This window comes from Enterococcus sp. DIV0008, from assembly GCF_050542615.1.
GTDB classification, from domain to species: Bacteria; Bacillota; Bacilli; order Lactobacillales; family Enterococcaceae; genus Enterococcus_D; species Enterococcus_D innesii.
Genome location: NZ_CP172937.1, coordinates 2,528,819 through 2,546,775 on the forward strand (window position 1 = coordinate 2,528,819; position 17,957 = coordinate 2,546,775).

18 protein-coding genes and 1 tRNA gene are annotated in these 17,957 nt (G+C 41.6%); 6 read left to right on the forward strand and 13 right to left on the reverse strand.

What is annotated here, in order from left to right; genetic code table 11:
* The 5 genes from tpiA to rpoN form a co-directional block, all read right to left on the reverse strand.
* A complete protein-coding gene (gene tpiA / locus IGI84_RS11860) occupies nucleotides 1-756 on the reverse strand; it encodes a triose-phosphate isomerase (protein WP_220426379.1) in 756 nt (251 codons plus the stop codon).
* A 63-nt stretch (nucleotides 757-819) separates the two neighbouring features.
* Entirely contained in the window at nucleotides 820-2,010 is a 1,191-nt protein-coding gene (locus IGI84_RS11865; protein ID WP_005234355.1) for a phosphoglycerate kinase, read from the reverse strand.
* Nucleotides 2,011-2,109: 99 nt separating this feature from the next.
* On the reverse strand, nucleotides 2,110-3,111 hold the full coding sequence (gene gap, locus IGI84_RS11870) for a type I glyceraldehyde-3-phosphate dehydrogenase (RefSeq protein WP_008380858.1): 1,002 nt from the start codon (nucleotides 3,109-3,111) through the stop codon (nucleotides 2,110-2,112).
* A gap of 40 nt (nucleotides 3,112-3,151) precedes the next feature.
* Nucleotides 3,152-4,189 (reverse strand): sugar-binding transcriptional regulator, encoded by a 1,038-nt coding sequence (locus tag IGI84_RS11875; protein ID WP_005228675.1) that lies wholly within the window; start codon nucleotides 4,187-4,189, stop codon nucleotides 3,152-3,154.
* 247 nt (nucleotides 4,190-4,436) lie between these two features.
* Nucleotides 4,437-5,756 (reverse strand): RNA polymerase factor sigma-54, encoded by a 1,320-nt coding sequence (rpoN, locus tag IGI84_RS11880; RefSeq protein ID WP_220426380.1) that lies wholly within the window; start codon nucleotides 5,754-5,756, stop codon nucleotides 4,437-4,439.
* Between the two features lie 51 nt (nucleotides 5,757-5,807).
* Between rpoN and IGI84_RS11885 the strand changes: the two genes are divergently transcribed.
* A tRNA-Arg gene (locus IGI84_RS11885) sits at nucleotides 5,808-5,879 on the forward strand.
* A gap of 165 nt (nucleotides 5,880-6,044) precedes the next feature.
* On the opposite strand, the gene rpoE is transcribed toward IGI84_RS11885, so the two are convergent.
* Together rpoE and IGI84_RS11895 are read right to left on the reverse strand one after the other, a co-directional pair.
* A complete protein-coding gene (rpoE, locus tag IGI84_RS11890) occupies nucleotides 6,045-6,653 on the reverse strand; it encodes a DNA-directed RNA polymerase subunit delta (RefSeq protein ID WP_005234347.1) in 609 nt (202 codons plus the stop codon).
* An 84-nt stretch (nucleotides 6,654-6,737) separates the two neighbouring features.
* Complete coding sequence (locus IGI84_RS11895) at nucleotides 6,738-7,175, reverse strand: DUF1934 domain-containing protein (RefSeq protein ID WP_077451789.1); 438 nt, start codon at nucleotides 7,173-7,175, stop codon at nucleotides 6,738-6,740.
* A gap of 222 nt (nucleotides 7,176-7,397) precedes the next feature.
* Here IGI84_RS11895 and IGI84_RS11900 point away from each other — a divergent pair, with 222 nt between their 5' ends.
* The 3 genes from IGI84_RS11900 to yidA are packed head-to-tail and all read left to right on the forward strand — an operon-like array spanning nucleotide 7,398 to nucleotide 10,401.
* The gene (locus IGI84_RS11900; RefSeq protein WP_430600965.1) at nucleotides 7,398-8,219 is read left to right on the forward strand and encodes a lipoate--protein ligase family protein; all 822 of its coding nucleotides are present in this window, start codon (nucleotides 7,398-7,400) and stop codon (nucleotides 8,217-8,219) included.
* Nucleotides 8,203-9,573 (forward strand): HD domain-containing protein, encoded by a 1,371-nt coding sequence (locus tag IGI84_RS11905; RefSeq protein WP_077451793.1) that lies wholly within the window; start codon nucleotides 8,203-8,205, stop codon nucleotides 9,571-9,573. Before IGI84_RS11900 ends, IGI84_RS11905 begins: the two co-directional genes overlap by 17 nt.
* Before the next feature lie 9 nt (nucleotides 9,574-9,582).
* Nucleotides 9,583-10,401, forward strand: a complete 819-nt coding sequence (yidA, locus tag IGI84_RS11910; protein ID WP_016619757.1) for a sugar-phosphatase — start codon at nucleotides 9,583-9,585, stop codon at nucleotides 10,399-10,401.
* Nucleotides 10,402-10,446: 45 nt separating this feature from the next.
* On the opposite strand, the gene IGI84_RS11915 is transcribed toward yidA, so the two are convergent.
* Nucleotides 10,447-10,890 carry an NUDIX hydrolase gene (locus IGI84_RS11915; protein ID WP_220426382.1) on the reverse strand — a complete coding sequence of 148 codons (444 nt, stop codon included), beginning with the start codon at nucleotides 10,888-10,890 and terminating at the stop codon, nucleotides 10,447-10,449.
* Between the two features lie 147 nt (nucleotides 10,891-11,037).
* On the opposite strand from IGI84_RS11915, the gene gloA reads away from it, so the two are divergent.
* Together gloA and IGI84_RS11925 are read left to right on the forward strand one after the other, a co-directional pair.
* Nucleotides 11,038-11,412: a lactoylglutathione lyase gene (gene gloA, locus IGI84_RS11920; protein ID WP_005234340.1), complete on the forward strand. Its 375-nt coding sequence runs from the start codon at nucleotides 11,038-11,040 to the stop codon at nucleotides 11,410-11,412.
* Between the two features lie 87 nt (nucleotides 11,413-11,499).
* On the forward strand, nucleotides 11,500-12,213 hold the full coding sequence (locus IGI84_RS11925) for a gamma-glutamyl-gamma-aminobutyrate hydrolase family protein (protein ID WP_081117498.1): 714 nt from the start codon (nucleotides 11,500-11,502) through the stop codon (nucleotides 12,211-12,213).
* A 72-nt stretch (nucleotides 12,214-12,285) separates the two neighbouring features.
* On the opposite strand, the gene IGI84_RS11930 is transcribed toward IGI84_RS11925, so the two are convergent.
* The 5 genes from IGI84_RS11930 to IGI84_RS11950 form a co-directional block, all read right to left on the reverse strand.
* Nucleotides 12,286-13,539 (reverse strand): ABC transporter permease, encoded by a 1,254-nt coding sequence (locus IGI84_RS11930; protein ID WP_220426383.1) that lies wholly within the window; start codon nucleotides 13,537-13,539, stop codon nucleotides 12,286-12,288.
* Nucleotides 13,532-14,431 (reverse strand): ABC transporter ATP-binding protein, encoded by a 900-nt coding sequence (locus IGI84_RS11935; protein ID WP_086291903.1) that lies wholly within the window; start codon nucleotides 14,429-14,431, stop codon nucleotides 13,532-13,534. The genes IGI84_RS11930 and IGI84_RS11935 overlap by 8 nt, the downstream gene beginning before the upstream one ends.
* Before the next feature lie 17 nt (nucleotides 14,432-14,448).
* On the reverse strand, nucleotides 14,449-15,129 hold the full coding sequence (locus IGI84_RS11940) for a DUF2812 domain-containing protein (RefSeq protein WP_140965993.1): 681 nt from the start codon (nucleotides 15,127-15,129) through the stop codon (nucleotides 14,449-14,451).
* Nucleotides 15,116-15,442, reverse strand: coding sequence for a PadR family transcriptional regulator (locus IGI84_RS11945; RefSeq protein ID WP_077451805.1), 327 nt, complete (start codon nucleotides 15,440-15,442; stop codon nucleotides 15,116-15,118). The genes IGI84_RS11940 and IGI84_RS11945 overlap by 14 nt, the downstream gene beginning before the upstream one ends.
* Before the next feature lie 120 nt (nucleotides 15,443-15,562).
* The gene (locus IGI84_RS11950; RefSeq protein WP_216682310.1) at nucleotides 15,563-17,797 is read right to left on the reverse strand and encodes a L,D-transpeptidase; all 2,235 of its coding nucleotides are present in this window, start codon (nucleotides 17,795-17,797) and stop codon (nucleotides 15,563-15,565) included.
* Nucleotides 17,798-17,957 lie beyond the last annotated feature (160 nt).

Here is a 17,957-nt window from a genome sequence, read left to right on the forward strand (position 1 = left end):
TTATTTTACAGCATCTAATAATGCTAGGAATGAATCAGCTTGCAAGCTTGCGCCGCCAACTAATGCTCCGTCAACATTTTCTTTTGCCATGTATTCAGCAATGTTTTCAGGTTTTACAGAACCGCCGTATTGGATACGCACGCTATCTGAAACTTCTTTGCCGTATAATTTTTCAACGGTTTTGCGGACAACGCCACAAATTTTGTCTGCGATGTTTGCATCCGCTGATTTACCAGTACCGATTGCCCAGATTGGTTCGTACGCAATCACAAGATTACTTACTTGACCGTCTGTTAAACCGTCTAAGCCTGCAGTGATTTGTCCTTCGATCCACTCCGCTGTTTTGCCAGCTTCATAGGTTTCTAAAGATTCACCACAGCATAGGATTGGGATCATGCCGTTTGCAAAGATTGCTTTGGCTTTTTTGTTGATGTCTTCATCTGTCTCATGGAAGTATTCACGACGTTCTGAATGGCCGATGATGACATAGTCAACACCTAGATCTGCTAAAGCCGCTGGTGAAGTTTCACCAGTAAAGGCACCTTCATTTTCCCAGTAGCTGTTTTGAGCAGCAATTTTTAATTCTGTTCCTTCAGCAGCATTCACTAATGTTTCTAAGAATAAAGCTGGCGAACCGATCACAGAGTCAACTGTCTCGTTGCTAGGAATTTTTGTTTTGACTGCTTCAGCAAATTCTTTTGCTTCTTTCGCAGTTTTGTTCATTTTCCAGTTTCCGGCAATAATTGGTTTGCGCATGTTCTGGCACTCCTTTTCGTTATCAAGCGTGCAAAGAAAGTTCTTTGCACGGCTTGTCATTGATTATTTATCGTTGATCGCAGCTAGGCCAGGAAGTGTTTTTCCTTCTAGCAATTCAAGGCTGGCACCGCCACCTGTTGAGATGTGGGTAAATTTGTCAGCAAACCCTAATTGTTCTGCTGCAGCTGCAGAGTCACCGCCACCGATGATCGTTGTTGCATCTTCAAGGTTAGCAATTGCTTCACAAACACCGATCGTACCGTTTGCGAAGTTAGACATTTCAAACACACCCATAGGTCCGTTCCAAACGACTGTTTTTGCGCCTTTTAATGTTTCAGCAAACAAAGCGATGGTTTCAGGTCCGATATCTAAGCCCATTTGTCCTTCAGGAACATCACCAGTATGTTCTTCTGTTGGGACATCATTTGAAAATTCAGCAGCAGTGATTGAATCAACTGGTAATACTAATTTATCGCCAGCTTTTTCGATCAATTCTTTTGCTAATTCTACTTTATCTGCTTCCACAAGAGAATTACCGATTTCCATGCCTTTTGCTTTGTAGAACGTATACGTCATTCCGCCGCCGATCAAGATTTTGTCTGCTTTAGGAATCAAGTTTTCGATTACGCCGATTTTATCAGATACTTTTGCTCCACCAAGAATCGCGATCATAGGACGTTTTGGTTCTTCGACTGCTTCCCCGATGAATTTGATTTCTTTTTCCATTAAGAAACCAGCAACTGTTGGGATACCTGTTGAAGCGATCCCTACGTTTGAAGCGTGTGCGCGATGTGCAGTACCAAAAGCATCATTTACAAAAACATCGCCTAAAGAAGCCCAGTATTTGCCTAGTTCAGGATCGTTTTTGCTTTCTTTTTTGCCATCGATGTCTTCGAAACGAGTGTTCTCAAAAACAACGACATCGCCATCTTGCATGTTGTTGATCGCTGCTTCTAATTTTTCGCCGCGGGTTTCATCAACGAAAGTTACTTCTTTGCCTAATAATTCGCCAAGACGTTTCGCAACTGGCGCTAAAGATTTTCCAGCTTTATCTGCTTCTTCTTTCACACGACCTAAGTGTGAGAAAAGAATTGCTTTTCCGCCGTTTTCGATCACATAATTGATTGTTGGTAATGCTGCTTTGATCCGTGTATCGTCTCCGATCACTCCATCTTTCAATGGAACGTTGAAGTCCACACGTACAAGAACTTTTTTATCTTTTAAATCGATATCTTGAACTGTCATTTTAGCCATGAACAGATTCCTCCTAGCATAATTGTTAAAAAAAGCGGAGAAGCGCGATGCTTCCCCGCTTTCTCTTGCGATGGTTTAAATTAAAGTCGTTCGCAACTCTTATAGGTTAGCGAAGTATTCTAAAGTACGTACTAATTGTGCAGTGTATGACATTTCATTGTCGTACCAAGCAACAGTTTTAACTAATTGTTTGTCGCCAACAGTCATAACTTTTGTTTGAGTTGCATCAAATAATGAACCGTAAGTCATACCAACGATATCAGAAGAAACGATTTCGTCTGTGTTGTAACCGTAAGATTCGTTTGAAGCTTCTTTCATTGCTGCGTTGATTTCATCAACAGTTACTTCTTTGTCAAGAACAGTAACTAATTCAGTTAATGAACCAGTTGCAACAGGAACACGTTGAGCAGCACCATCTAATTTGCCGTTCAATTCTGGGATTACTAAGCCGATCGCTTTAGCAGCACCAGTTGAGTTAGGCACGATGTTTGCAGCAGCAGCACGGGCACGGCGGAAGTCACCTTTAGGGTGTGGTCCGTCTAGAGTCATTTGGTCACCTGTGTAAGCGTGGATTGTAGTCATTAATCCTTCAATCACACCAAATTTGTCGTTCAATGTTTTCGCCATAGGAGCTAAACAGTTTGTTGTACATGAAGCGCCAGAGATAACTGTTTCTTCACCTGTTAAAGTTTCATGGTTTGTGTTGTAAACGATTGTTGGAACATCGTTTCCACCAGGAGCTGAGATAACTACACGTTTTGCACCAGCTGTTAAATGTTTTTCAGCAGCTGCTTTAGAAGTGAAGAATCCAGTACATTCTAACACGATTTCAACACCTAGTTCGCCCCAAGGCAATTCTTCAGGGTTGCGGTTAGCTAAAACTTTGATTTCGTTTCCGTTCACATTGAATGAACCTTCGTGAACTTCCACTGTACCGTTGAAACGTCCTTGTGTTGTATCATATTTTAACAAGTGAGCTAACATTTTAGCGTCTGTTAAATCATTGATAGCCACAACTTCGATTCCTTCTACTTCTTGGATACGACGAAATGCTAAGCGTCCGATACGTCCAAATCCATTAATACCTACTTTAACTGTCATTTAAGATTTCCTCCTTATGAAAATCATAAAAATATTTATTTTAAAGGGTTGCCCCTTTTAAAATCTCATTTGCGCAAGCTTCATCAGTGATGAGCCAGGTTTGTTTTGGTGCATTTTTCATGTATGCATTGACCGCTTTGGCTTTTGACTGTCCACCAGCGACCGCAAAAATGATTGGGACTTTTTGCAAATCTTTTAATTGAAGGCCAATTCGAGGAACTTTGTAAACGACCTCGCCTGCTTCATTAAAGAAATACCCAAAGGATTCTGCAACTGCATTTTTTTGTTTCAACATCAGAATTTCTTGTTCTGACATTTTTCGTCGAGCCGCCATATGCAACGCCCGTCCAATACTATGAATAACACAATTTGCTTGACTTATCAAGTTTAAGACATCAACGATGGCGGGTTCTTTCAAGAGAAACTCGTAGGTGTTCATGCTTAATTGTTCTGGTACAAACAAGGAGCGATAATCGCCATTTGTCTGCATCGCCATCACTGAGCTGACTGAGTTTGCTTGGACGTTGACTGATTCTCCAATACCGCCACGGGCTGGTACAAACAAGTTATGACGTTTGGCGGTTTCTAAATTGCCTAATTCCTCAGCAACTTTCGCCATTGTCGTCCCTCCCATCACTGCGATGGTGTTTTTGCCTTCTGGCAATAAGAGATCCAACGATTCATTCAGCAACTGGCCAAATTCAGCAATAACTTTCGGTTGTCGATCACCATCGCCACTCGCAATCAAACAACGTTCGATGCCAAAGGTCTCTGATAATCGTTTCTCGATTTGGTGCATTCCGAACAGCTGATCCATCAGTGCACCGATCTTCGTGTACACTTCTTCTCCGTAGGCGGTCAATTGCATGCCGCTTTTTGAAGAGTCGATCAGTTTCAGCTTTTTAAGGATATCTGTTTCCGTCCTCAACACGCGTTCCGTCATTGATAAACTTTCCGAAAGTGTCCGGCGGCCAACGGGCTGCATCCAATAAATATTTCTTAAGATACGGTAACGTTCCTGGAGTACAGCGAGAATATCCGGGGTGATTGCCTCAATCAATTTTAATTCATCGAGCATTTTATATCCTCCCGTTGGACAATTTTCGTCCTACAATGACTTAAAATGACCCATCGATTGCAAAAAAAATTTAAATCTGTTTCCTACACCAATAATAGTAGCACTTATCGCCTTGATACGCAACTATTTCAGTCACAAAATCTTGCTTTTCATAAAATCGTCATAAATTAAAAAATTGGAAGTGATCGATAAAAAAAGGAAAGGCTTTGCTGCCTTCCCTACTCGTCGTTAGTAGTAAGCTTTTGCTTTACTCGAATCGTTTCCGCTTGGAAGAACCAGGGATATTCATGGCTTCGCGATACTTTGCCACCGTTCGTCTGGAAATATCGATGCCTTCGGCTTTGAGGGCATCTGTCAACTTTTGATCTGACAATGGTTTATTTTTATTTTCTTCATCGATCAGTGCTTTTAGCTGCTGTTTGATCGATGCAGTCGTCAGGTCATCCCCGCTTTCTTGCGTCGAAACTTTCTGTCCAAAAAATAGCTTCAATTCAAACACCCCAAAGGAGGTTTCCAAATATTTCCCGTTGACTGCCCGGCTGACCGTTGATTCATGAATGCCTAACTCTTCGGCAACTTCTCTTAAAACCAATGGCTTTAATGGTCGATCCGGTTGGGTGAAAAACTCCTTTTGCCGAGCAACGATCTGCACGCCGACACGATAGATGGTATCCCCTCGTTGTTGCAAGGTCTTCTTTAGCCACTCGAACTCTTGGGCTTTATTGTCTAAATAACTTAGGACCTCCGGATCACCGCTTTGCTTTAATTGGTCAAAGTACTGTTGCTGAAAGCGAACTTCTGGTAAGGCGCGTTTGTTTGATTTCACGATTGGTTGTCCTTTTTCAACCGTTACTCGCAAATCAGGTACAATGTAGAGCCCATCCGTTGACCCAAACGCCGCCCCCGGTGTCGGGGTCAATGTTTGAACATAGTCAAAGACCTTTTGGATCTCGTTTAAAGGGATCTGCAACGCTTTACTGATTTTGTCCCACTTGCGCTCTGCCATTTCCGTAAAGAATTCTTCTAAAATGAGATAGGCCATTAGCGGCGCATAGTCATCTCTTTCCGTTTGCAGCATCAAGCACTCTCTTAGATCACGAGCACCGACTCCTGCCGGATCTAGCTGCTGGATCAAGGTCAAGGCATCGAGCATTTGGATTGGGGTCCCACCAACAAGCTTTCCAGCTTCTTCCAAGTCAATCGTCAAAAAGCCGTTTAAATCAATGTACTCGACTAAAAATAAAACGATCGTCCGCAAAAAGGTGTCGCGGTAATTTAAATGGACTTGATCAATGAGGTGTTCAAACAACGATGTATGCTGGTCAGGAATCTGACTTAGATAATCCATTATTTGTTCTGACGAGCCGCTGCTCTTGCTTGGTGTGATGGGCGAATCATATTCCCCCAGATCAATCAACGGATTTTCTAATGCCTGGTTATCTATGAATGACAATAATTCGTCTGCGGAAAATTGCAGCACTTGGATCGACTGCTGCAATTTCTGCGTCATAGCAAGCTTTTGCGTCTGTTTTTGTTGTTGTGAAAATTGCTGTTGAAATTTCATCATTCTACCTCTTGTTTTTTTCACTGAAATTGGTTAAACTAATATTTGTGCTTCGCGCCTTTAGTGTAGTGGATATCACGTAAGATTCCGGTTCTTGAGACGGGGGTTCGATTCCCTCAAGGCGCGTTTTTTCTTTTCGTTACAAGTATACTCGATTCAAATCAATAATTCAAAAGCACTTAGGGACCGCTGACGCGGTTCTTTTTTTTATTTGTATCTATGTAAGAAGACAAAATCGTCCTTCACCGATTATAAGTTGCTTGCAACCAAAAGGCGAAAAAAAGAAGAGGATTACTCCTCTTCTTCCTCTTCATCCGCAAAATCATCTTCATCATCGTCATCGATAATGGTGAGATCTTCCTCAATGCTGTCAGGTAATTCTTCTTCATCATCGGTGCTGTTGTCGGCGCCGATTTCTTGCAAGTCTGAATTGTATGCCGAGATTTCTTCATCCTCGTCATCATCATCATCAAAGAGATCATCTTCTTCGTCATCTGACAAATCAGTATCCTCAGGATCATCATCGTTATAATCGATTGCGTCTTCATCATCGTTGATAAAGGCATTGACTTTTTTACGTTTGCGACGACGTGGTGTATCTTCATCCTCGTCTTCGATGCCATGGTTGACTTCTTCATCGATCGAATCAATGGCGTACCATGAACGTAAGCCCCAACGATTGTCGCCTAAAGAAATAAAACTACCGTCGATATTCAAGTCTGTATAAAACTGCGCCAATGAATCACGAATCTCGCTGTCTGATGTTTCAAGATAATTTTGGATTTGGTTGACCAAATCAGAAAAATCCATCACGTCACCGCGCTGCTCTAAAATCGCATGGGCAACTTCAATCATCGACAATTCGTTTTTATTTACACCTTCAAATACATTAATTTCCAAACAGGACACGTCCTTTCACAGTCTACTCCTAATCATACAAAATTACGGCTCAAATTGCAATTTTTTCTTTCAATTTCCCTTTGATCAAGCGGTAAATTCTAAAGATAGTTTGTATTCGCCGACTTTGTCAGCAGCCATGAACAAGTCATAATCGATATCGATCTTTCCCGAGTATGGACGGTCTTTCAAACTAACGTGCAAGTGATTGGTGAAGGTGTGGAACATCATCAAGCCATACGGGGTTTGATAGCTCGTCTCTAAACGTTCCTTATAAGAAAATTTCAAACGCATGCGCATTTCCCCTGAGCGAATCAATTGAATCAGTCCGTCTGGCATGATTTTCATCGTAACGGGAATGTCGGTGCCATCTGGCTGGATCTCTTTGTAACGGATATATAAGGTATCACCGATCTTGACTGCTTGTCCTTGCAGATCAAACAGAAAGTTCTCTGTTTCCCCTGCTTGACGTACATTGGTTGTTAAATGAATCGAGATTGGGATTCCTTTTGATAATTCTTGCATGTACGTGTGCCTCCTTTGAAGATTTCAGTTTCATTCTTGCTTTTTTTTATGCGTTTGTCAATCATTTCAGTTGATTCTCCTTGGTCTATTTCTTCATTGAAAATAAAAAACGAAAACAAAAGCAAGTTTTCATTCTTTTCTCCAAGTAATTTTCCAAGAATCGTATATAATAAGGATAACAGCTATTTTTAAAGGAGTTTAACCGATTTGACTATCTATGTAATGGATCAAACCTTACCACGTATCCACAATCCTTATGAGCCATTTGCCTTCACCGATGTTGCCACCGAAGCTGCTGGCAAACAGGAACAAGTTTATTGTCATTTTTGGCAGTTGTCCGATACGATGATTTTAGGCATGAAAGATACCCGGTTGCCGTTTTTGACAGACGGCCTGCAAATTTTAAAAGAAGCTGGCTATACTTCAATCATCCGCAACTCAGGCGGGCTTGGCGTAATCAATGATGCCGGTATTTTGAATGTCTCCCTCATTTTCCCTAAACATTTGGCTGCCACCACGGATGCCGCCTATGAAATGATGGCGACATTGTTGCAAACAGCCTTTCCTGAGCGGACAATTTTGGCTTATGAAATTGCTGACTCGTATTGCCCAGGCACCTATGACCTGAGTATTGATGGAAAAAAAATTGCTGGTACAGCACAACGACGGATCAAAGATGGCGTGGCTGTCATGATGTATCTGAGCATCAATGGCGACCAACCAGCCCGCGGTTCTCTCGTTCGTCGTTTTTACCAAGCAGGTTTGAAAGAGCGCTTTGGTACGAATGGCTATCCAGCCGTCAATCCTGCGAGTATGACCACTTTAGAAGCAGCCCTCGGCCGTAAGTTTACCACACAAGAGGTGATTGACCGCTTGCAAAAAGCCCTGCTTTCCTTGATCTCTGACCAATCCCTATATCCGCTTGAATCACTGGATCAATGGCTGACAGAAAATACCCTTAGCGAACAAATGCAGCAACGCTTAGCTGGCATGGAAAAGCGAAACCAACCAATAAAGGAGTTTAGCGATGAGTCTACCTTATAAATATCAAACCTTAGCGATAGAAAAAGTATTTCGTGACCCCGTTCATAACTATGTCCATGTACAGCACCAAGTAATTTTAGATTTGATCAATTCCAAAGAAGTACAGCGTTTACGACGCATCAAACAGCTGGGAACTGCTTCTTTTACCTTTCACGGAGCAGAACACAGCCGCTTTTCTCACTCCTTGGGGGTTTATGAAATCAGCCGCCGCATTTGCGATATTTTCCAACGCAATTATCCCATTGAAAAAGTCGGGCCAAACGGCTGGGATGACAAAGAGCGTTTAGTGACCTTGTGTGCAGCATTGCTTCATGATGTGGGCCACGGACCCTACTCCCACACCTTTGAGCATATTTTTCATACGGATCATGAAGCGATCACAGTGGCGATCATCACTTCTCCTGAGACGGAAGTTCATCAGATATTGAATCGTGTGGAAGCTGGATTTCCTGAGAAGGTGGCAAGTGTTATCACTAAAACCTATCCCAATCCCCAAGTCGTTCAAATGATTTCCAGTCAAATCGATGCTGATCGGATGGACTACTTGCTGCGCGATGCTTATTTTACCGGCACTGAATACGGCACGTTTGATCTGACTCGCATTCTACGAGTGATTCGTCCTTATGAAGGCGGTATTGCTTTTTCTATGAATGGCATGCACGCTGTGGAGGACTACATCGTCAGTCGTTACCAAATGTATGTGCAAGTTTATTTCCATGCTAGTTCTCGAGGGATGGAAGTGATCTTAGCCCATTTGCTGGATCGAGCTGCAGAACTGTATCAAGTGGATTCAGAATTGTTTCAAGGCCATTCGCAGCTGCTTCTCCCATTTTTAAAACAAGAATTCACTTTAGATGAATACTTGAAACTCGACGATGGCGTGTTGAATACCTACTTTACCCAATGGACGGAAGAGAATGATCCGATCCTCAGCGATTTAGCCAAGCGGTTCTTAAATCGTAAACCGCTAAAATCCGCCCGCTTTGACGATGAGACACAGTTGCCGATGATTGAAGAAATGCAGGGACTGGTGGAAAAAGTCGGCTTCAATCCCCGCTATTATACTGCCATCAATTCAAGCTTCGATCTGCCTTATGATTTTTATCGGCCGACTTCAGGCAAACATCGGACACAGATCGAATTACAGGAAAAAGATGGTTCTCTTGTGGAATTATCCCAAGCCAGTCAGCTTGTTGCAGCCTTAGCAGGACAAACCCAAGGTGACCAGCGCTTTTATTTTCCAAAAGAAATGATTGACCCCAACATCCAAAATCACTATGATTTATTTGGAGAGACGTATCAAGAGTTTGCCAAGCACATTCGCAATGGTGCTTTGATCAAACCAAGCCACTAGGAGGAACTTATGAGTATCAAATTGATCGCCATCGATATCGATGGCACCCTGTTGAACAACGACCGCAAGATCACCCCAGCCGTTTACAAGGCATTGAAAGACGCTGAAAAGCAAGGTGTACGCATCGTTTTGTGTACGGGACGCCCTTTAACTGGTGTCCAAGATTTATTAAAGGAACTAGACTTATTTACGGACAATGATTTCGTGATTACTTATAATGGCTCTTTGGTTCAAAAAACCAAAAACCAAGAGATCATCTCTGAATTTGGTTTGTCCCAAGACGACTATCTCTTTGTTGAGATGACTGCGAGAAAATTAGGGGTTCATCTTCATGTAGAAACCGAAGATACTATGTATACCGCTAACCGCGATATCAGTCCTTATACGATTTATGAAGCTTTCTTAGTCAACATGCCATTGAAATATCGGACACCAGAAGAAATGACTGCTGACTTGAATATCATCAAAATGATGATGATCGATGATCCCGAAATACTGGATCAGATCATCCCACAATTGCCGAGCAGTTTGACGGACAACTACAATGTGGTCAAAAGTGCTCCTTACTTCTTGGAAGTCCTAAATAAACAAGCCCATAAAGGAGCTGCTGTCAAAAAATTGGCGGAGCACTTAGGCATCAAACAAGAAGAAGTCATGGCGATCGGCGATAACGAAAATGATTTAACCATGGTGGAATACGCTGGTATCGGTGTGGCGATGGCCAATGCCACTGAAAATGTGAAAAATGCCGCAGATGTCCTAACCGCTTCAAACGAAGAAGACGGTGTGGCAGAAGTAATCAACAAGTATGTTTTAGCAAATAACTAAGTGTAAAAAAAGGCAGGTTTCCTTTTTATCGGAAGCCTGCCTTTTTTATTTTGCCAACCATTGTTCAACTGCCCATTTATGACTGCCGCGTTTCAATCGTTGAATCGCTTTTTCTGGCGTATGCCATGACAACTGATTGGTTTCTTCTGTCGGTTCGCAGACTTTTTTCCATTTGGTCATTAAATAGAAATAGCCGGGGTGATGGTAAAATGTATCGCGATGGCGTGAATAGAAGTATTCAACTGCTTCTCCTAAATAGGCAGCGATCTCCCCTTCAAATCCAAGTTCTTCTATTAATTCTCTCTGGATCGCTTCTTCTTTGGTCTCATTTGGTTCAATTTCACCGCCTGGTAAAAAATAGGCGCCATTGGGTGCTTGTACCAAGATCACTTCATTTTTTTCATTTGGAAGAACGACATACGCGCCATATCTTGATTTGTATGGTTTCCCCGCTTCTTTTTCCCCGAACACAATTTCCTTTTCTGGCATGATTCCCTCCACCAACACTTTCTTTCCATTTTACCCTATGCCAATAGTCTGGACAAGCTGGAAATAACGCCCTGTTGTCTTTTATTCGTTATAAAATGAGAAAATATGTTATCATACAACTATCAAGATCGAAAGGATGATTTACCCATGAAAATGGCTCACACTTGTGTCCGCGTCAAAGACTTAACGGCTTCTCTAGATTTTTATCAAACTGCCTTTGGTTTTGAAGAATCTCGCCGTCGTGATTTTCCTGAACATCAATTTACTTTGGTTTACTTAACATTGCCTGGTGATGACTACGAGCTAGAGTTGACATATAACTATGACCATCCTGGCTATGAGTTAGGCGACGGCTATGGCCACATCGCCATCAGTACCGATGATCTAGAAGCGCTTCATGAGAAGCACCAAGCTGCCGGATTTGATGTCACTGACCTGAAAGGACTACCAGGAACTTCTCCTTCTTACTATTTTGTGAAAGATCCTGATGGTTATAAAATCGAAGTTATTCGCGAAAAATAAAGCGAAGGTGATCGATAAAAGGACCTCGTGTCCTTTTTTCTTTTTCGATCCATTTCGATTCATTTACTAGTAGAAAGGTTTGATCAAATGAAACCCATTATCGGCATCGCTGCTAATGAACGACCAATGATTGAAGAAGCAGAGCATTGGTTGTCCTATACACCCAAAAATTTTGTCACCCATATCCAACAAGCCCAAGGCATTCCCCTATTATTACCAATGGGTGTCGTGGAAGATGCTGCAACTTATATCAGCAAAATCGATAAACTCTTGTTAGCCGGTGGTCATGATGTCTCCCCTGACCATTATGGCGAAGATCCTCATCCTTTGATTCAAGGCATTCATCCTGATCGTGATGTCTTTGAATTGGCATTGATCAAAGAAGCAGTGGCTCAAAACAAACCGATCCTTGGAATCTGCCGCGGTATGCAGTTACTAAATGTCGCATTTGGTGGGAGTTTGTACCAAGATCTCTCTTTGATCGATCACCCAACGATCAAACACGTGCAATTGCCAACGTTCTTTCAATTCCCTACACATCGGGTGGAAATCAAGGCAGACAGTCGTTTGGCTGCTCTTTTAGGCACAACCTATCACGTCAATTCTTTTCATCACCAAGCAGTCAAAACAGTTGCAGATGATTTCAACGTGACCGCCACCGCTCCTGATGGTGTTGTTGAAGCCATTGAATCCACCGCCTATGGCGCACCGATCTTAGGTATTCAGTGGCATCCTGAGCTAGCCGCTCACAAGTTGCCTTCTGAGCAATCGATCTTCGACTTTTTTGTGCAGGAATTCTAAAAGCTTGCACCTTGTTTTCTAGATTCTAGCCAATAAAAAACGCCCGATTACGAAAAAAATCGGGCGTTTTGCTTATTTCTCGTTTTTCATTAACACTAGTGATTGTTTCAACGTTGCCAAGATACCATTGTCGTTATAGATCAAGACATTTGATTTGTACATTTTTGCAGAAACCAGCATCAGAACGATCGTAGTAACAGCAAGGATCCCTACTGAAATCAACGCTCCGCCAATCCCCACTGTATCATTAGCAAGCCGTACTGGCATAATATACGAGGACAAGAATGGGATATAAGAGGTTACTCGTAAAACAACGTTATGCGGATCCATACCGCCTAGTACGATTCCTAGCATATACCCGCCCAATGAAAGATACGTCACTGGAATAATGGCTTTCGCCGTATCTTCTGCTTTATTCACTAACGACCCGCAAAGGGCTGACAAGACAGAATAGATCAAGATTCCTAAGAAGACGAAAACGATCGCAAACACGAGGAAAGGACCAAAAATGCCATCTGACGAAAAACTTGCCAACAAGTCTTTTACCATCGAGTTGTCCTTGATCCAGAAATAACTCCCGCCAAAAATCGCAACATACGCAACTAGCTGGGTTGCTGCAACCATGATTACCCCAGTCAATTTGGCGTAGTAATGGGTTTGTGCTCGCGTACTAGACAAAATGACTTCCATAATGCGTGTGCCTTTTTCAGAAGCAATTTCTTGCGCAATGATTTGTGCGTAAGTGATGATAAAGAAAAAGAGAACGATTGTTGCGATGGTACTAACCGCTGCTTGCATCGCGGTATTATCTTCTCCATAGGTCATTTCGCCATCTTCACTGAAGGAAACTTTTTGCCGGTCAAGCGGTGCAACTTCACTAAGAACTGCCACTTGCTCAGCCGTCAAACCAAGCCCGCTAGCTCTATAGGATGACTGCAGGCCCGTCAATAATTGTTGGATCGTCAGCTCTAAAGCTTGCCCCATCGAAGACTCGCTTAATAATTCCCCTTGCAGCGTATCCCCTGAAGAAGTAATAACTAGCAAGGCATCAGCATCTTTGTCTGCCAATTGTTGTTGTCCTTGTTCTTCGCTGTCAACAACTTCAAATTCATAATCATCGCTACTTTGCTCCACAAAGGTCTGCGCAATAGCCGGTTCATTCGCATAAACAGCAATTTTATCGACACTGCTCATACCATCAGCAAAATAACTAATTAGATAAAACCCGCCCATTGCAATGAATGGAACCAATATCATAATCAAAAACGAAATTGATTTGATATTTTTCTTATAAACATCTAATGCGATTACCCAAAACTTATTCATTTTTTTTTCCTGCCTTCCGCTTAAAGATTTCTTCTAACGTTGGCGGTTGTTGATTGAACATAGGGATATAACCATCCGCCGTCGCTAAATCAAATAAGGTTTTTCCTACTGCAGGATCAGCGATCGTAATATCATAGCTGCCGTCTTCTCTAGCAATGACTTGCTCGACACCTGACACTGCCAAAAGCTGTTCTTTCGTCAAATTAGACTCTAAATAAACTTTCGTTCGTCCAAAGGATTCACGAATTTCATGGACCTTTCCGTTTAAGACCGTTTGACCATCTCGTAGCATAATCAAGTGATCGCAGATTTTTTCTACATTATCCATATTATGGCTGGAGAAAATGACACAAGAGCCTTTTTCTTTCAATTCAATGATCCCGTTTTTCAACAGTTCCGCGTTGACTGGGTCTAAGCCACTAAACGGTTCATCTAAAATCACTAATTTTGGTTCATGGATCAATGTTGAGATTAGCTGAACTTTTTGCTGATTTCCTTTTGATAAAGATTTGACTTTATCAGTTTTCTTGCCCTTGACTTTAAATTTGTCCATCCAATAGTCAATTTTAGGTACGATGTCTTCTTTCTTTTTGCCTCGTAAACGCGCGAAGTAGATCAATTGATCTTCAATCGTGACTTTTGGAAACAAGCCGCGTTCTTCTGGCAGATAGCCGATAATATTGTATTCTTTTTCACTAATTTTGTGACCATCCCATAATACTTCTCCTTGATCGGCTTTCAAGAAATCCAAAATCAATCGGAATGTCGTTGTTTTTCCTGCTCCGTTTTGACCAATTAAGCCCATGATCTGTCCATCATTGATGGTAAAGGATAAATGATCAACTGCTGTATAATCCCCAAATGTTTTTACTAATTGTTTTGCTTCTAACACATGCTCACCTTCCCTGTCTAATAAAATACATCACTAAAGAAAAAGCCGATAACGGCACCAATGATTGCTCCGACAAACATCAAAATGACTGTGTCACGAATTACCCGTTGTCGCTTCGCCAGTTTCTCTGGTTCATTGTAATAACTTGCTCGATTTTTATATAAGAATTTCATAATGATCGTGGTTACCCCGATACCAATCGGAATAAACACAAGACCAGTGAGTACTCCTAGTCCGAAAGATTTAAACGGATTTGTACGAATATTGAAATAACTAGCAATAAAATATATTGCTGCTAGTATTGCGAGACTGATTACCGAAAACAGAATCGATTTTTTCATCAAATAACGTGTCTCGTTATCAATCCGTTCTTGATAGCTTTCTTGATCACTGAAAATCGCCGGTGTATCTAGTGACGCTTTAAAATAAAAATACCGATCTTTATAATTGCTAATGTAGGTCCAGCCCCCAGCTTGGTACATCGCTAAGTAGTCAACGATCTCAGATGGTTCCCCTTCGAAAAAGTCCACTGCATATTTGGTCGCTTCTGGTTTTCCTTTGATAAACTTCAAAAAACCTAAACGATTCATCTTCACAAAATGCCAGCCTAGTGACGCTTGTTTTTGCAGACGAACCATTTCCTTTTCTGGATAGTAGGCGACTCCAAGAGAAAGAAGATATTTCTTATTGATGCCCATCTTGATCCCCTCCTAACGCTTCGAAGACTTGTTCTCCGATTTGATAAAATAATTTGCGTCGCTGAATATCTTTTTCCAGAATTTGTCTTCCTTCTAATGTAATTTGATAGATTTTTTTTCGATCAACGCTTTCTTCTAAATCAATCCACCCCTTTTTCGTAAGCTTTTTCAAAATCGTATACATCGTTGCGGGACCAATCTCAAACGTCCCTTGGCTTAGGTCATCAATCTGTTTCATGATGAGATACCCATGTTTTGGCTTTAAAAGCGCTAATAAAATCAAATAGGTCGAATCTGTCAATGCCTCATCCATTAGATTCCTCCATCCATCACCTATATCACTTAATGATATATTATCGAATGATATAGCCAGCGTCAATCTTTTTTTTGGAAAATAAAAGCCGTCTCCGTTGACGGAAACGACTTTTGATCATTAATTAGCAATTTTGACAGGTGTATTATAAGGCATGTTATAGTAAAACCATTTGGCATCCGGCACTGCTAAACGAATACAGCCATGAGAAGCACGGGTACCTAGTTTTCGTCCTTCAACAGAACTAAAAGCATTGGTGGACCAAGCGATACTCGTTGGAATCGTATGGAATAAATAGACCCCATGGTCTTTAAAGGAGCGGTAGTAGGCGGCTCCTGAAAAAGCTAAGCCTTTTTCTGCTTGAATGCGGAAATTCCCTAAAGGTGTTGGTGTATTAAAGGCACCGGTCGAGCAAAGCATCGTATAAATCACTTTATTCCCTGATTTGATATAAACCCGCTGTTTGCTGATGGATACTTCAATGTTTAAGTTTTGAACGTTTAATGAAGGATATTTCCCTCCTGTAGTATACATCCAAAAATTGCTATTTACATTTGTGGTTTGATTTTCCTTGACCCAACCGATTCGACCAGCTGGCGAAACGAGATACAAGTAATTGCCATCACTTGTTTTTGCTAGTTTGGTCGCTTGTGCCATATAGCCTTTGTAGGCACTCTTTTTTCCAAGTTTCGTACTATTTGGATCGGCTTTTTCAAAGAAATTGCCATCTCCATTCTTAACGACCACATAGCGGCTAATGTTGCTTTGAGAAGTGATCGTATGGGCATTGGTCACTCCACTTGCATTGATGTAGCCCAGCCATTTGTTGTTGAGATAGAGTGAGTAGTAGGTGGAGCCGTTGAAATGTTGATATTTCCCAGTAACTTGGATATTCTTATTCATGTAATTTGCGCTACTGCCTTTTTTCTTCGTAAAAGCTAAATCTTGCCATAAGGTATAATTCTTGCTTTTAAGGCGGACTGTGCGTTTTTCGCTTTGCCAAGTACCACCTTGATTGTTGGCGACCGTTGCTGCATCGGCATTTAAGTAGCCAATCCATTTTCCGTTAGCATCATAAAGGGACAAGTAGACACCGCCATTGACGTGGTTATATCTTCCTTTTGCAAGATAGGTTTTTCCCGCTAATTTCGTTGTAGTATTTTTCTTACTCGACCAACGGAAATTTCCCCAAATCGTGTAATTTTTCTTGGTCAATGTCACATATTTTCCGTAGGATTGGTAGGCGCCTTGTGCATCCGTCGTTAACTTAACACCCGAGGCATTGATATAGCCTAACCATTTATTGTTATTTGTATAAAGGGAATAGTACGTCGACCCATTCAAGTGACGATATTTCCCAGTAACATTGACTGTTTTGCCATTTAAAGCGGCTGTCGTTCCTTTCTTCGCTGTCCAATTAAAATTTTGCCATAGCGTATAATTTCCGCTGATGATTGTGGCATATTTTGATTCAGATTGCCATGCACCGCCGGGTGAAGTCGCTAGCTTAACACCGGCGGCTTTTATCCAACCGATAAGAACATTTTTATTTGAATACAATGCGTAATAGGTCACTTTATTATTCGTCGTGAATACTTCTTTGATTTCAAAGGTTTGACCATTAATGCTTGAAGAGGTGCTCGTTTTTTTATCTAAAAACACATCTTGCCAAAGCGATTCTTTCGCACTTGTGATGGTTGCATATTTCTTCTCGGTTTTGAAGGTTCCGCTGGCAACTTTCACTGCTGCTTCTGCTACGACACCGACAACCTTTTGATCGTCGCGAATTTCAAGATAGGTCTGCTTGTCGGTACCTTGATACTGTTTGACACTACGGTATACCTTGCCAGCTAATTCATCGATCGTTCCTTGTTCGATCAATTGACCATTTTCTAATCGGTAAAGGATTTTTTGTGTTTCTGGATCTGTTGCGGCGATCGGCTTGATTTTTACATATTGGTCATTATCTTCTACTTTCTTAACATCGATTTTCGCAACATCTGGTTCTTCAGAAGATTCTTCCGTCGATTGAGTAGATGAATCTTGTGTGGTCTCGGTCTGACTGCTCTCAGTCGTAGCCGTGCTAGTACTTGACGTTGTTTCTGATAAAGAGGTAGACGTTGATGAGGACTCTGTTGCCGTACTTGACTCTACACTCTCAGTGCTGACCTCTTGAGATGATGCTGCGCTTTCTTCTGAGAAACTTTCTGACGTCGTCTCTTGCGCAGCGAAAGAAGCTGTTGTCGAATCCCCTTCATTTGCTGCATAAACTTGTGTGATCGTTCCTACAATGGGTGCGATCAGTACCCCAACAATCGCAACGCCTTGAAATAACCCGCGTTTTAACTTTTTCATTTTTATTCCCCCTTTAATCCTATTTTGGTATCACTTTCTTACTATATGAACGAGATATTTTTTAGTGCCACTCCCCACTTTAAGTATACCACTGCCTAAAAGAAAATTTGAAAAAAACGTCCCCAAAATAAAAAAAGCAATAGCCACTTTCGGCTATTGC